The sequence below is a fragment of the Streptomyces coeruleorubidus genome, from assembly GCF_008705135.1.
Lineage (GTDB): Bacteria > Actinomycetota > Actinomycetes > Streptomycetales > Streptomycetaceae > Streptomyces > Streptomyces coeruleofuscus.
In genome coordinates, this window is sequence record NZ_CP023694.1 from 1,403,846 (window position 1) to 1,416,864 (window position 13,019).

At 73.1% G+C, this 13,019-nt stretch carries 13 protein-coding genes; 7 read left to right on the forward strand and 6 right to left on the reverse strand.

Going from position 1 to position 13,019, the window contains the following annotated elements; translation table 11 throughout:
• The first annotated feature begins 53 nt into the window (after window positions 1-53).
• The 6 genes from xylB (at window position 54) to CP976_RS06330 (ending at window position 6,620) form a co-directional block, all read left to right on the forward strand.
• Window positions 54-1,499: a xylulokinase gene (gene xylB / locus CP976_RS06305; protein ID WP_150479426.1), complete on the forward strand. Its 1,446-nt coding sequence runs from the start codon at window positions 54-56 to the stop codon at window positions 1,497-1,499.
• 15 nt (window positions 1,500-1,514) lie between these two features.
• A complete protein-coding gene (locus CP976_RS06310; RefSeq protein WP_150479427.1) occupies window positions 1,515-2,723 on the forward strand; it encodes an ROK family transcriptional regulator in 1,209 nt (402 codons plus the stop codon).
• A 249-nt stretch (window positions 2,724-2,972) separates the two neighbouring features.
• Window positions 2,973-3,575, forward strand: coding sequence for an N-acetylmuramoyl-L-alanine amidase (locus CP976_RS06315; protein ID WP_150479428.1), 603 nt, complete (start codon window positions 2,973-2,975; stop codon window positions 3,573-3,575).
• A 107-nt stretch (window positions 3,576-3,682) separates the two neighbouring features.
• Window positions 3,683-4,078: a luciferase domain-containing protein gene (locus CP976_RS06320; RefSeq protein ID WP_150479429.1), complete on the forward strand. Its 396-nt coding sequence runs from the start codon at window positions 3,683-3,685 to the stop codon at window positions 4,076-4,078.
• Window positions 4,079-4,081: 3 nt separating this feature from the next.
• A complete protein-coding gene (locus CP976_RS06325; protein ID WP_150479430.1) occupies window positions 4,082-5,254 on the forward strand; it encodes a bifunctional class I SAM-dependent methyltransferase/NUDIX hydrolase in 1,173 nt (390 codons plus the stop codon).
• Window positions 5,255-5,381: 127 nt separating this feature from the next.
• Window positions 5,382-6,620, forward strand: a complete 1,239-nt coding sequence (locus CP976_RS06330; protein WP_229876075.1) for a phosphodiester glycosidase family protein — start codon at window positions 5,382-5,384, stop codon at window positions 6,618-6,620.
• Window positions 6,621-6,622: 2 nt separating this feature from the next.
• On the opposite strand, the gene CP976_RS06335 is transcribed toward CP976_RS06330, so the two are convergent.
• The 6 genes from CP976_RS06335 to CP976_RS06360 all read right to left on the reverse strand — a co-directional run bounded on the left by CP976_RS06335 (window position 6,623) and on the right by CP976_RS06360 (window position 12,002).
• Entirely contained in the window at window positions 6,623-6,817 is a 195-nt protein-coding gene (locus CP976_RS06335) for a hypothetical protein (RefSeq protein ID WP_150479431.1), read from the reverse strand.
• Between the two features lie 161 nt (window positions 6,818-6,978).
• Complete coding sequence (locus tag CP976_RS06340; RefSeq protein WP_150479432.1) at window positions 6,979-7,842, reverse strand: phosphatidylinositol-specific phospholipase C/glycerophosphodiester phosphodiesterase family protein; 864 nt, start codon at window positions 7,840-7,842, stop codon at window positions 6,979-6,981.
• Window positions 7,843-8,050: 208 nt separating this feature from the next.
• Window positions 8,051-9,133: an acyl-CoA dehydrogenase family protein gene (locus CP976_RS06345; RefSeq protein ID WP_150479433.1), complete on the reverse strand. Its 1,083-nt coding sequence runs from the start codon at window positions 9,131-9,133 to the stop codon at window positions 8,051-8,053.
• Window positions 9,130-10,347 (reverse strand): acyl-CoA dehydrogenase family protein, encoded by a 1,218-nt coding sequence (locus CP976_RS06350; RefSeq protein WP_150479434.1) that lies wholly within the window; start codon window positions 10,345-10,347, stop codon window positions 9,130-9,132. Before CP976_RS06350 ends, CP976_RS06345 begins: the two co-directional genes overlap by 4 nt.
• Window positions 10,344-11,309 carry an NADPH:quinone oxidoreductase family protein gene (locus tag CP976_RS06355; protein WP_150479435.1) on the reverse strand — a complete coding sequence of 322 codons (966 nt, stop codon included), beginning with the start codon at window positions 11,307-11,309 and terminating at the stop codon, window positions 10,344-10,346. The genes CP976_RS06350 and CP976_RS06355 overlap by 4 nt, the downstream gene beginning before the upstream one ends.
• Before the next feature lie 120 nt (window positions 11,310-11,429).
• Window positions 11,430-12,002 carry a helix-turn-helix domain-containing protein gene (locus CP976_RS06360; protein WP_150479436.1) on the reverse strand — a complete coding sequence of 191 codons (573 nt, stop codon included), beginning with the start codon at window positions 12,000-12,002 and terminating at the stop codon, window positions 11,430-11,432.
• Window positions 12,003-12,080: 78 nt separating this feature from the next.
• Between CP976_RS06360 and CP976_RS06365 the strand changes: the two genes are divergently transcribed.
• Window positions 12,081-13,010, forward strand: a complete 930-nt coding sequence (locus tag CP976_RS06365) for an NAD(P)/FAD-dependent oxidoreductase (RefSeq protein ID WP_150479437.1) — start codon at window positions 12,081-12,083, stop codon at window positions 13,008-13,010.
• The last annotated feature ends 9 nt before the right edge of the window (window positions 13,011-13,019 follow it).

The following is a 13,019-nucleotide window of genomic DNA, read 5'->3' on the forward strand; positions in this document are numbered from 1 at the left end:
CCTTCCTGGGAAGAGACAAGGTGTCTCGGGACGAGAGCAGAGGGAGAAACCCGATGTCAGAAGCCGAGGGTCCGCTCGTCGTCGGCGTGGACTCGTCCACCCAGTCCACGAAGGCGCTGGTCGTCGACGCGGCCACCGGCCGGGTCGTCGCCACCGGCCAGGCGCCGCACACCGTCTCCTCGGGGGCCGGGCGCGAGAGCGATCCGCGCCAGTGGTGGGACGCGTTGTGCGAGGCCCTGCGCCAGTGCGGCGAGGCGGCGCACGAGGCCGCCGCGGTGTCGGTCGGCGGACAGCAGCACGGCCTGGTCACGCTGGACGAGCGGGGCGAGCCGGTGCGCCCGGCGCTCCTGTGGAACGACGTGCGCTCGGCGCCGCAGGCGCGCCGGCTGACCGAGGAACTGGGCGGTGCCAAGTTCTGGGCCGAACGCACCGGCAGTGTCCCGGCCGCCTCCTTCACGATCACCAAGTGGGCCTGGCTGGCCGAGCACGAGCCCGAGGCGGCGCGCGCCACGAAGGCCGTGCGCCTCCCCCACGACTACCTCACCGGGCGGCTCACCGGGCAGGGCACGACCGACCGCGGCGACGCCTCCGGGACGGGCTGGTGGGCGTCCGGTACGGAGGCGTACGACGAGGAGATCCTGGCGCACGTGGGGCTGGACCCGGTCCTGCTGCCCCGTGTGGTCCGGCCCGGCGAGGTGGCGGGCACGGTGCGCGACAGCCACGACCTGCCGTTCTCCAAGGGCACCCTGGTCGCCCCCGGCACCGGCGACAACGCCGCCGCCGCGCTGGGCCTCGGACTGCGTCCGGGCATGCCGGTGATGAGCCTGGGCACCTCGGGCACGGTGTACGCGGTGTCGCAGCGGCGGCCCGCCGACCCGAGCGGCACGGTGGCCGGTTTCGCCGACGCCCGCGGTGACTGGCTGCCGCTGGCCTGCACCCTGAACTGCACGCTCGCCGTGGACCGCGTCGCGACGCTGCTGGGTCTGGACCGCGAGACCGTCGAGCCCGGCGCGGCCGTGACGCTGCTGCCCTTCCTGGACGGCGAACGCACCCCGAACCTGCCGAACGCCTCCGGCCTGCTGCACGGCCTGCGCCACGACACGACCGCCGGCCAGCTGCTCCAGGCCGCCTACGACGGTGCCGTCCACTCCCTGCTCGGCGCACTCGACCTGGTCCTGGACCAGGACGCGGACCCCTCGGCGCCCCTGCTGCTGATCGGCGGCGGTGCCCGGGGCGCGGCCTGGCAGCAGACCGTCCTGCGGCTGTCGGGGCGTCCCGTGCAGGTGCCCGAGGCCAAGGAGCTGGTGGCGCTCGGCGCCGCCGCGCAGGCGGCCGGGGTACTGACCGGGGAGGACCCGGCGGCGGTCGCCCGGCGCTGGAACACGGCGGCCGGGCCCGTCCTCGACGCCGTCGAGCGGGACGAGGAGACGCTGGCCAGGATCGCCGGGGTACTCTCCGACGCGGCTCCGCTGCTGGAGCGGCCCACGGACACCCACTGAGGACTGGCGTCAGGCATGACCGCACCACTGCACGAGGCCCGTCCGGCGGGGCCCGGACGCGCCCTGCCGGACACCCAGCAGGGCATGCGCCGCCGCAACCTCGCCCGTGTCCTGCACGCCGTCCGTGCCGAGGGGCCGCTGTCTCGGGCCGCCGTCGCCTCGCGGATCGGCCTGACCCGGGCGGCGGTGTCGACCCTCGTCGACGAACTCATCCGCTCGGGGCTGCTGGAGGAACTGGGGCCCGAACGGCCCGGCCGGGTGGGCCGCCCCGGCTCCGCGCTCGCGCTGAGCGGACGCGGCCCGGCGGGGATCGGCGCGGAGGTCGGTGTCGACCATCTCGCGGTCTGTGCCGTGGACCTGCGCGGCGCGACCCGGTCGCGCGCGATACGCCAGGGCGCGAACCGCGGCCGCTCCCCCGAGCCCGTGCTCGCCGAGCTGACCGAACTCATCCACCGGGTCGTCACCGAGGCGGAGGGCGAGGGCCTGTGGCCGGCCGGTCTCGCCGTGGCCGTGCCCGGTCTGGTGGCGCGCGACGCCCGGACCGTCGTACGCGCCCCGAACCTCGACTGGCACGACACGGACCTCGGTGGCCTGCTGCCGGCGGACCTCCCGCTGACCGTGGACAACGAGGCCAACTTCGGCGCGCTGGCCGAGCTCTGGCTCGGCGAGGGCACGCCGCGCGACTTCCTGCACGTGTCGGCGGAGATCGGCATCGGGGCGGCGGTCGTGGTGGACGGCGGACTGCTGCGCGGAACCCGTGGCTTCGCGGGCGAGTTGGGGCACGTGCCGGTCCAGCCGGACGGGCCGGAGTGCGCGTGCGGCGGGCGCGGGTGTCTGGAGCAGTACGCCGGTGAGGAGGCGGTGCTGCGCGCGGCCGGACTGGAGCCGGACGAGGACCGGGTCGGGCTGCTGGCCGGGCGCGCCGCCGAGGGCGACGAGGACGTACGCCGTGCCCTGCGCGACGCGGGCACCGCGCTCGGAGTCGCCCTGACCGGGGCGGTCAACCTGCTCGACCCGGAGAGCGTGGTGCTGGGCGGGGAGCTGTCGGGGTTGGCGCCGTGGCTGCTGCCGTCGTTGCGGGAGGAGTTGGCGCGCCGGACGGCTGGTCCGGCCTGTCCCGTGTCCGTGTCCCGGCTGGGTCCTCAGGGACCTCTGCTGGGGGCCGCGCACTCGGTCGTGCGGGCGGTGCTGGACGATCCGGCCACCGTTGCCGAGCGGGCCTGAGAGCCAGCCCCGACCTACAGGCGGAGCAGGAGCGGCACGCGATTGGAGCCGACTCACGAAGCCCGTCAATCACCCGGCCGGGTGGGCGAGTTGTCCACATCTCCGCGTCCCTCCACCGGAAATCCTCGCTGCCCTCGGGCCGACCGGCAGGCGCCGTAACTTGATCCACGCGGGCCGCGACCACCATGGCCGCCGCTCCGAGCAGTTGAGCAAGTGACACCCGCCGTCGAGCCTGGAAGGCACACACTCATGGAACGGACAACCCCCTTTCCCAGCAGGCGAGGACTCCTCATGGGCACCGCCCTCGCCGCCGTCCCGTACGCCCTGTTCCCCGACGCACGGGCCGCCGCCCGGCCCCAGGCAGTCGACCACCCCGGAGCCGCGTGGCACCCCGCGAGCCGCAGCAACTACACACCGTCGAACCGCCCCCGCGCCCATCCGCTGCACTACGTGGTCGTCCACGTCGCGCAGACGACCTACTCCGGCACCCTGTCCGTCTTCCGGAACCCCAGGACGAAGGTGTCCGCGCACTACGTGGTGCGCTCGTCCGACGGGCACGTGGCGCAGTGCGTGCGCGAGACCGACATCGCGTGGCACGCGGGGAACTGGGACTACAACACCCGCAGCATCGGCATCGAGCACGAAGGCTGGGCGAGCCGACCCAAGTACTTCACCGACGCCATGTACCAGCGGTCGGCCCGGCTCACCGCGGCGATCTGCGCGAGGTACGACATCCCCAGGAACCGGGCGCACATCATCGGCCACCACGAGGTACCGGGCAGCGACCACACCGATCCGGGCCGCCACTGGGACTGGAAGCGCTATATGAGACTGGTCGACAAGTACGCCTGAGAACACCGCACTTCTCCGCCCCTCTTACCCCTCGCCCCCACCTCACGTCCCGGTTACAAATCGCTCAACCTCTGGTTGCGGCACGGTAAGCACGCGACGATGGGACCATGACTCTGGCCCAGCGCGCCCTGGAGCGTCTGCAGGCCTGGCCCGACCTGATGGCGGGCCCGGCGAGTTGCGGTACCGGACGGGCACTCCGTTCCGTCCGTGACGAGATCGTCCACTTCCACTCGGCACGGGACGTGGACCTCCACCTCACCCGCCGGGCCATCCAGCGCTTCCATTACGACCTGGCCGGTTCGAGCGCGATACACCTGGTTCCCGGATCGTGCTGGGCGACGGTCCACCTCGACTGCGAGGCGGACATCGACCTGCTGCTGAGCCTGGTGAGCATCGCCCTCAAGTCCCACCAGACCCGGCCCGCCGGCGAGGAGCCGGGGCTCGCCGCGTGCAACTTCCACCGTGTCGCGGTTCTTCCGCGCGACGCCGTGGCGGGCGGCTGAGACTTGGTGACGCGACCGGAGGCCGTCAACGCGGAGGCCTGGCGTGCGTACGGAGAACACCACCTGCGGCGTGGCACGGTGTTGCCCGAGGTGACGCGGATCGACTGGGGGTTCGAGGGCGCGGGGCCGGGGATCGAGGTGCTCGGGGAGCTGACGGGCCGACGCGTGCTGGACCTCGGGTGCGGCCCGGCCCGGCACGCCGCCCATCTGGTCCGTGCTCACGGCGCGCTGGTGGACGCGGTCGACTCATCGGCCGGGCAGCACGAACGGGCGCGGGCCCGCTACGGCTCCCTGCCCGGGCTGCGGCTGGTCCTGGCCGACGCGGTGGAGCATCTGCGCTCGGCGGAGCCGTACGACGTCATCTACTCGGTCAACGCGGTGCCGTACATCGACCCGCACCGGCTGCTGCCCGCCCTGGCGGCGGCGCTAAGGCCGGGCGGCAGGCTCTGCTTCACCGTGCTGCACACCAACTCGCACGGTGACGGACCGTCGGACGACGTCGTCGCCCGGCCGGAGGTCCTGCGGCTGGCCGGCGGCGGGGACGTCACCGTCCAGATGTGGGTGCTCGGCCCGGAGCTCTGGACGGCCCTGCTCGCCGAGCACGGGCTGCGCGTGGAGCAGGTCGACGTCCTCGACACACCTCAGGACGGCAACCACGCGTCGTACCGGCTCTTCCGGGTGACTCGGCCCGTGCGCGTCTCCTCCCGGCCGCGCACCGCCAAGCCGCCGGTGGCCCACGCCGCACTGGGGGTCGGCGCCATCCTGCACGGGCCCCGGGGACTGCTCCTGGGCCGGCACCGGCACGGGACGTGGGAGCTGCCCGGCGGGACGGTGGAGCCAGGGGAGTCGTTGCGGGAGGCGGTCGTGCGCGAACTCGGCGAGGAGACGGGGCTCGACGCCCGGCCGGAGGACGTCCGGCTGCTGGGGACGCTCCTCGACGACGCCGGCGGTGTCGTACGGGTGACGGTGGCCTCCCGGGTCACCGCCTGGCGGGGAGAGCCCTCGGACCAGCCCGGCGAGAGCGTGGGCCGCTGGCGCTGGTTCGCCCTGGACCGGCTGCCGGAGGAGCTGTTCGTGTGCAGCGCGCAGGCCCTCACCGCCTGGCGGCCGGGTCTGGCGATCGACCACGCGCCTGCTCACTTCACGCCGTACGACACCGGAACGGGCGACAGCTGAAGCACCCAGAGGGGTGCGTTTTTTCAGCCGTTCCCGCGTAGTCGGCGCTCAGCCACCCTGCCGGCCCTCGTGGTCTGGTGCACTGCCCCTGAGGGTCCGGACAGTTGACGAGGCATCAGGGGGCACGGTGACAGGTCGTCGCAGGCGACGGGGAGCAGGCAGAGCGGTACTGGCGTTTCTCACGGCGTTCGGCGCGCTGGCCGGTGCGGCCCTGGTGGGGGCGGCTCCGGCCGGCGCCGTCCAGAAGGGCGTACGGGTCGCGCCGGGTGTCACGTACGAGGAGTTCGACATCAAGGCGGCCAGGGGGGTGACCCACGCGCACGTACTGAAGGTGGACCTGGGCCATCCGCAGGTACGGGTCGATCTGCTGTATCCCGGGGCGGTGGCCTCGCGGGCGCAGGTCTCGCGGATGGCCGACGTCCAGGGGGCCGTCGCCGGTGTCAACGGCGACTTCTTCAACATCACCGAGGCGCAGCATCCGGGCGTCGAGGTGACCGGCGCGAGCGTCGGCCCGGCGATCGCGGCCGGGCGGACGCTCAAGGCGGCCGTGCCGAACGGCCAGCGTTTCGGGCCCGCGCTGCCGCCCGGCACGACCACCGAGGACGTGTTCGGCGTCGGCACCGACGGAGTGGCGCGGCTGGACCGGCTGGCTCTGGACGGCTCGGTCCGTACGGCCGAGGGGCAGATGCCGCTGGGCGGGCTCAACCAGTACGCGCTGCCGGTGGGTTCGGTCGGGGCGTTCACCTCCGACTGGGGCAGCGTCTCCCGCGTGCGGGCCACGTGCGGCACGGACACGGACCGGGCCGCGCCGTGCAGTTCGGACACGTACGAGGTGACGGTCCGCGACGGCAAGGTCGTGTCGGCCGCCGACACGCCCGGCAGCGGTGCCATCGCCGCGGGGACGACCGTCCTGGTCGGCCGGGAGGCCGGGGCCCAGCAGCTGCGGAAGCTGGCCACCGGCGAAGCGGTCGAGGTCGAGCACCGTCTCGTGGCGGCGACGGACGGCGCCGCGTACCGCCTCGCCCTCGGCGGCTACCCGGTCCTCACGGGCGGGCAGCCGCTGCCGGGCCTGGACGACACGGCGTCGGCCGTCCGCACGGCCGTGGGGATCGCCGACAGCGGGCGGCGCATGCTGCTGCTCGCGCTGGACGGCGCCGCCGCCTACCGCAGCGGCCTGACGATCGCCGAAGTGGCCGACACCATGAGGAAGCTGGGCTCGGACGACGCCTTCAGCCTGGACGGCGGCGGGTCGTCGACGCTGGTCGCCCGGAAGGCGGGCGCGAGCACCGTCTCCGTGCGCAACCATCCCAGTGGCGGCGCCGAACGGGCCGTTCCGAACGGCATCGGCGTGTTCTCGGGGACGTGACGTCAGGGCCGCAGACTGCTGACGATGTCCGCCGTCGCCGTGAGGCCGCTGTGGATGGTGGGGGCGACGCTGGTGCTGGCCAGGTAGAAGCCGAGCAGCAGGCAGACCAGAGCATGGGAGACCTTCAGACCGCCGTTGCGCACGAAGATCACCGCCAGGATCGCGAGCAGCAGCACCACAGAGATGGAAATGGCCATCGTCGACTCCTCCGCCACGCCGCTATGTCCGGTTCACGGCGTTCGGCCGTAAGTGTGGCGTAGCGGAGGGTCCGTCCGGGCGGCTGACCTGTCCGCCGAACGTGTGATGTCCGTGTCCTACGTGTCCTACGTGTCCAAGGTGTCCGACGTTTCGTACGCGTCTACGCCGCCCGCCGGGCGTCCAGGAAAGCCTCCAGTCCGGCGAGGTCGTCGGTGTTGAGGTAGTCGACGTCCGCGGCGAGCAGTTCGGCCCACAGTGCTTCCCGGGCGGGCCCGGCCAGGTCCGGGGTCGCCCAGAACCGCACCTTCTGCCTCCGGTTGTGCGCGGCCCGGACGATGCCCCGCAGCTTCTCCCGCTCGGCGTCCGGGAAGGTGCCCACGCCCCGCCAGGTGAAGTTGAGCGTCCAGTTGTCGCTGATCAGCGGGACGAAGGAGGCCGGCGCCTGGCTGCCGAGGTCGGCGAGCCGGCCGTCGTAGAAGGCGCGCCGGACGGTCTGGGCCTCCATGGGGGCACGGGCCGCGCGGTCGCCGGAGATGACGGCGGTGACCGGGCCGGGAAGGACACGGCCGTGGGCGTACGTCGTGAACAGGTGCCGGTAGCGCCTGAGGTGGCGGTCGAGTTCGAGGTACGTCGAGGAGCCCTCGGTCTTGATGTCGACGAGCAGTTGCAGCGAACCGCGGTACCCCCGGTACACGCGGCCGCGGTTGGCCCGTACGCGCGCGGCGAGCGGGTCGAGGTAGAGGGACTCAAGTGTGCGGGCCGGGTCGAGGTCCTCCGGGTCGTGGGCGACGAGCAGTTGGTCGCCGACCAGGTAGATGTCGGCTTCGACGCTGCCGAACCGGTGGTCCAGGGCGTCGAGCAGGGGGCGCGGGTGCTCGTAGTCGTTGTGGGCGTGAGCGCGCCACAACGGGCGGGGCCCGTGGCGCCGTTCGCCGGCGAGGGCGTGGCCGGCGGGGAGGGCGACCGTGCCCGCGAGGGCGGCGCCGAGGGTGGTGAGGGCTCTGCGACGGGTGGTGAGGTCCATGCTCTGCCTCCCTGGAAGTGCCATACGGGAACCCTGCGAGTATGGGGTTCGGGCACGACCAAAAAGCAGGGACTTGCGGGGAGTTGGCCGGAGTGCCGTCGTGCGTTCACATCCGTTCACCTCACCTGAGCAGGGCACACGAAAAGGCCCGCCCCTGGTGGGACGGGCCTTTTTCAGCGGCGTCGGCGAGGCGTCAGCCTGGTGTGTCTCAGGGGGCCTGGAGGTCGACAAGACCGGCCAGTGCCTCCCGGTGGGCTCCGGCCGTACCGTAGGCGATCGAGTCGGCCTTCGCGCGCTTCAGGTACAGATGCACCGGGTGTTCCCACGTCATGCCGATGCCGCCGTGCAGTTGCAGTGCCTCCTCGGCGGCGTGGACGGCCACGGGCGCCGCGTAGGCCTGGGCGACGGTGACGGCCACGTCGGCGTCCTGGCCGGTCGACAGGGCGTCGGCGGCGTTGCGGGCGGCCGCGCGGAGGTTCGCGACCTCCAGCCACAGCTGGGCCAGCCGGTGCTTGAGGGACTGGAAGCCGCCGACGGGCCGGTTGAACTGCTTGCGGTCCTTGAGGTAGCGGACCGTCTCCGTCAGGGTCCAGTCGGCCAGGCCGAGCTGTTCGGAGGCGAGCAGCCCGGCCCCGGCCCGCAGGGATCGGCGAACGGCGGGCTCGGCGTCGCCCAGCAGGCGGCCCGGCGCCCCGTCGAGGGTGACGGTCGCGAGCGGCCGGGTCAGGTCCAGGGAGACCTGGGGTGTGACGGTCGCGGCGGTGGCGTCGACCGCGTAGAGACCGCCGTCGTCGGCGGGCACGAGCAGCACGTCGGCGACGGCCGCGTCCGCGATGCCGGTCAGTTCGCCGTGCAGCAGGCCGTTCTCGTGCTGGACGACCTTGTAGGCGGCACCCGGTGCGACGTTGAGGGCGACCGCGAGGGCCCCGATCGACGTCCCGGAGGCGAGCTCGGTGAGCAGGTCGTCGGTCCCGCAGGCCAGCAGCGCCTCGGTGGCGACGACCGCGCTCGTGAGGTACGGGACGGGCGCGACCGCACGGCCCAGTTCCTCCAGCACCACGGCGGCTTCCCGGTGCGTGGCGCCCTGGCCGTCCAGCGCCTCCGGCACCAGCAGACCCGCCAGGCCCATGCCGTCGGTGAGGGCCTTCCACAGCGCCAGGTTGTGCGGCGCGTCCGACTCGATGCGGGCGATGACGCCGGGCGCGTCGCAGTGGTCGGCGAGCAGGTCGCGGACGGCGGCGCGCAGCGCCTCTTCCTCCTCCGAGTACAACAGGTCGGGCTGTGCGCTCATCGGGCCAGGTCCTTCCAGGCGACGTCCTTGTCGGTGCGCGGTTCGGAGGGCAGGCCGAGGACGCGCTCGGCGACGATGTTCAGCAGGACCTCGCTGGTCCCGCCCTCGATGCTGTTGCCCTTGGAGCGCAGGTAGCGGTAGCCGGCCTCGCGGCCGGTGAAGTCGACCAGCTCCGGGCGGCGCATGGTCCAGTCGTCGTACAACAGGCCCTCTTCCCCGAGGAGTTCCACCTCCAGGCCGCTGATCTCCTGGTTGAGGCGGGCGAAGGCGAGCTTCATGCCGGCGCCCTCGGGGCCGGGCTGGCCGGCGACGAGCTGCTGGCGCAGCCGCTCGCCGGTGAGCCGGGCGACCTCGGCCTCGCCCCAGAGCTTCAGCAGGCGCTGGTGCAGGTCGTGGGTGCGCAGCTCCGGGCGCTCGCGCCAGGTCTTGGAGACCGGGCCGATCATGCCGCCCTCGCGGGGCAGCCGCATGCCGCCGATGGCGACGCGCTCGTTGTTCAGGGTGGTCTGCGCGACCCGCCAGCCGTCACCGACCTCGCCGAGCCGGCGGGAGTCCGGGATGCGGACGTCGGTGAGGAAGACCTCGTTGAACTCGGCCTCGCCGGTGATCTGCCGCAGCGGCCGCACTTCGACACCGGGGTCGGTCATGTCGCAGAGGAAGTACGTGATGCCCCGGTGCTTGGGCACGTCCGGGTCGGTGCGGGCGATGAGGATCGCCCAGCGGGCCACATGGGCGCTGGACGTCCACACCTTCTGCCCATTGACGACCCAGCCTCCCCCACTCTCGGCTTCGCTCGAGCGGGAGGTGCCCCCATCCTCCCGCACCGCTCGTGTACGCAGCGCGGCCAGGTCGGACCCGGCCCCCGGCTCGCTGAACAGCTGGCACCAGACCTCCTCGCCCACCCAGAGGGGCCTGAGGAGTCGCTGCTTCTGCTCTTCGGTGCCGTACTTGAGGATCGTCGGCGCGGCCATCCCGAGGCCGATGCCGATGCGCCGCGGGTCGTTGTCGGGCGCCCCGGCCGCCTCCAGCTCGGCGTCCACGACGGCCTGGAGGGAACGGGGAGCGCCGAGTCCGCCGAGGCCCTCCGGGTAGTGCACCCAGGCCAGTCCGGCGTCGAAGCGGGCCCGGAGGAAGTCCAGGCGGTCGGTCGAGGCCGGGGGGTGGGCGGCCAGCAGGTCCTGTGTGCGACGGCGCAGTTCCTCGGCGCTGGTCATGCTGCCTCCTCCACGACGACGGCGATCCGGCCGGTGGTGAGGCCGTCCGCGACCTTCTGCACGGCGGCGGCCGCTCCGCCGAGCGGAACGCGTTCGCTCACCAGCGGCTTGATCGCGCCCCGGGCGGCCAGCTCGGTGAGCTGCTCGTGGCAGTGCTGGACGAGCTTCGGGTTCTTGGTGTTGTACAGGCCCCAGTGCAGGCCGAGGATCGAGTAGTTCTTCACCAGGGCGTGGTTCAGCCCCGGGCTGGGGATCGTGCCGCTGGCGAAGCCGACGACCACGATGCGCCCCTCGAAGGCGACGACCTTGGCGGACTGGGCGTAGGCCTCGCCGCCGACCGGGTCGTAGATCACGTCGGCGCCCCGGCCGCCGGTGGCCTCCTTGACGGCGGCGACGACGTCCTCGGAGCGCCGGTCGATCACGACGTCGCAGCCCAGCTCGCGAGCCACGGCCGCCTTCCCGGAGCCGCCGACGACACCGATGACGGTGGCGCCGGCGGCCTTCCCGAGCTGCACGGCCGCGCTGCCGACCCCTCCAGCGGCAGCGTGGACGAGCAGGGTCTCGCCGGCCTCCAGACCGGCCCGGCGGTGCAGACCGAACCAGCCGGTCTGGTAGCCGATGTGCAGGGCCGCGGCCTCCGCGTCGTCCAGGGCGTCCGGCGCGGGCAGGAGCGCGGCGGAGTCCGCGACGGCGTACTCGGCGAAGCCGCCGTACGGCAGCGCCGGGTTGGCGATCACCCGGCGGCCGTCCTCGGTCTCGCCGCAGATCTCCACGCCCGGGGTGAAGGGCAGCGGCGGCCTGACCTGGTACTGGCCCCGGCACAGCAGGCCGTCCGGGAAGTTGATGTTGGCCGCCCGTACCTTCAGCAGGACCTGGCCGTCGCCGGGTGTGGGCGGCTCCACATCCACGAGCCGCATCACCTCACCCGGCTCACCGTTTTCGTGCACTTGCCATGCCTGCATGCGGGGCCTCCACGGGGGACTGCTTCGTCTGACCGGGGTCGGTTCGCATACTAAGCGGTCGCTTGCCGATCAGGGAACAGTCTCCGGGTGAAAGAGTCCCGCCACCTGGTATCTCGTGCGTCACGACTTCTTCGGCCGCGCCCGCACATGCATCCGCTCCCCCTGCGGCCCGAACAGGCTGAGGAACTCCACGGGCCCCTCCCCCGTCGACCCGAACCAGTGCGGCACCCGGGTGTCGAACTCCGCGGCCTCCCCCGCCGTCAGCACCACGTCGTGCTCGCCCAGCACCAGGCGCAGCTTCCCGGACAGCACGTACAGCCACTCGTAGCCCTCGTGGGTGCGCGGGTCCGGCTCCTGTCTGCGCTGGGGTTCCAGCACCTTGTAGGCCTGGAGGCCGCCGGGCTGGCGGGTGAGCGGCCAGTGGGTGCGGCCGAACATCTCGATCGGCTTCGACCGCACCCGCGGGTCACCGGTCGGCGGGGCTCCGACCAGCTCGTCCAGGGCCACCTGGTGCGCCCGGGCGATCGGCAGCAGCAGTTCCAGGCTGGGTTTGCGCAGGCCGGACTCCAGCCGCGACAGGGTGCTGACGGAGATGCCGGTGCTCTCGGACAGCGCCGCCAGGGTCACCTCCCGCTCCTTGCGCATCTGCCGCAACCGGGGGCCGACGCCTGCGAGTACCTCGTCCGTAGTCATGGTGGTATTGCAGATTCGGCAAACAGGTTTGTCAATCCCGTGGCAGTGGAGCGACCCTCGGCAGTGGAGGTGGTCACCATGACCGAGAGGTACGCAGTCGTAGTCGTCGGCGGTGGTACGGCGGGCCTGTCCGCGGCTCTGGTGCTGGGCCGGGCGCGGCACCGCACGCTGGTCGTCGACGCGGGCGAGCCGCGCAACGCGCCCGCCGCGCACATGCAGGGCTATCTGTCGCGCGACGGGATGCCGCCCGCTGAGTTCCTCGCCGTCGGCCGGGAGGAGATCGCGCGCTACGGCGTGGAGCTCGTGCGGGACCGGGTGGTGGAGGTGGAGAGGGGCGAGGACTTCGCCGTGGTGCTGGCCGGCGGGCGGACCGTACGGGCCCGGCGGCTGGTGATGGCGACCGGGCTGAAGGACGAGCTGCCCGCGGTTCCCGGGGTCGCCGAGCGGTTCGGCCGGGACGTGCTGCACTGCCCGTTCTGCCACGGCTGGGAGGTGCGCGACCAGCCGTTCGGGGTGCTGGCGTCGAGCCCGGCGAGCGTGCATCAGGCGCTGATCGTGTCCCAGTGGTCGAAGGACGTGCGGTTCTTCCTGCACACGGTCGCCGAGGAGGAGCTGTCCGACGAGGATCTGCGCCGGCTGGCCGCTGCCGGGGTGGACGTGGTGCCGGGTGAGGTCGCGGGGCTGGTGGTCGAGGACGACCGGCTCACCGGTGTCCGGCTCGCCGACGGCACGACACACGCGCGCTCCGTGCTGTTCGTCGGCCCGCGCCCCGTCCCGCAGACCGGCCTGCTGGAGCGGCTCGGCGCCGAGCTGCACGAGACGCCCTTCGGCGCGTACCCGGTGGTCGACCCGACCGGGCTGACGACCGTCCCGGGCGTGTGGGCCGCGGGCAACGCGATCGGCTTCGCCGAGCAGGTCGTGCACGCGGCGAGCGGGGGGTACCGGGCGGCGGCCGCGATCGTCGGGGATCTGCTGATGACCGACCTCGACGCGGCAGTCCAGGAGTAGAAGGGCCGC

What these genes read in the sequence shown, in the direction of transcription:
- CP976_RS06315 (WP_150479428.1), top strand. Translation starts at nt 2,973, where the DNA reads ATGGAACGGACAACCCCCTTTCCCAGCAGGCGAGGACTCCTCATGGGC.
- xylB (WP_150479426.1), top strand. Translation starts at nt 54, where the DNA reads ATGTCAGAAGCCGAGGGTCCGCTCGTCGTCGGCGTGGACTCGTCCACC.
- CP976_RS06355 (WP_150479435.1), bottom strand. Translation starts at nt 11,309, where the DNA reads ATGCAGGCATGGCAAGTGCACGAAAACGGTGAGCCGGGTGAGGTGATG.
- CP976_RS06335 (WP_150479431.1), bottom strand. Translation starts at nt 6,817, where the DNA reads ATGGCCATTTCCATCTCTGTGGTGCTGCTGCTCGCGATCCTGGCGGTG.
- CP976_RS06360 (WP_150479436.1), bottom strand. Translation starts at nt 12,002, where the DNA reads ATGACTACGGACGAGGTACTCGCAGGCGTCGGCCCCCGGTTGCGGCAG.
- CP976_RS06310 (WP_150479427.1), top strand. Translation starts at nt 1,515, where the DNA reads ATGACCGCACCACTGCACGAGGCCCGTCCGGCGGGGCCCGGACGCGCC.
- CP976_RS06345 (WP_150479433.1), bottom strand. Translation starts at nt 9,133, where the DNA reads ATGAGCGCACAGCCCGACCTGTTGTACTCGGAGGAGGAAGAGGCGCTG.
- CP976_RS06350 (WP_150479434.1), bottom strand. Translation starts at nt 10,347, where the DNA reads ATGACCAGCGCCGAGGAACTGCGCCGTCGCACACAGGACCTGCTGGCC.
- CP976_RS06320 (WP_150479429.1), top strand. Translation starts at nt 3,683, where the DNA reads ATGACTCTGGCCCAGCGCGCCCTGGAGCGTCTGCAGGCCTGGCCCGAC.
- CP976_RS06340 (WP_150479432.1), bottom strand. Translation starts at nt 7,842, where the DNA reads ATGGACCTCACCACCCGTCGCAGAGCCCTCACCACCCTCGGCGCCGCC.
- CP976_RS06365 (WP_150479437.1), top strand. Translation starts at nt 12,081, where the DNA reads ATGACCGAGAGGTACGCAGTCGTAGTCGTCGGCGGTGGTACGGCGGGC.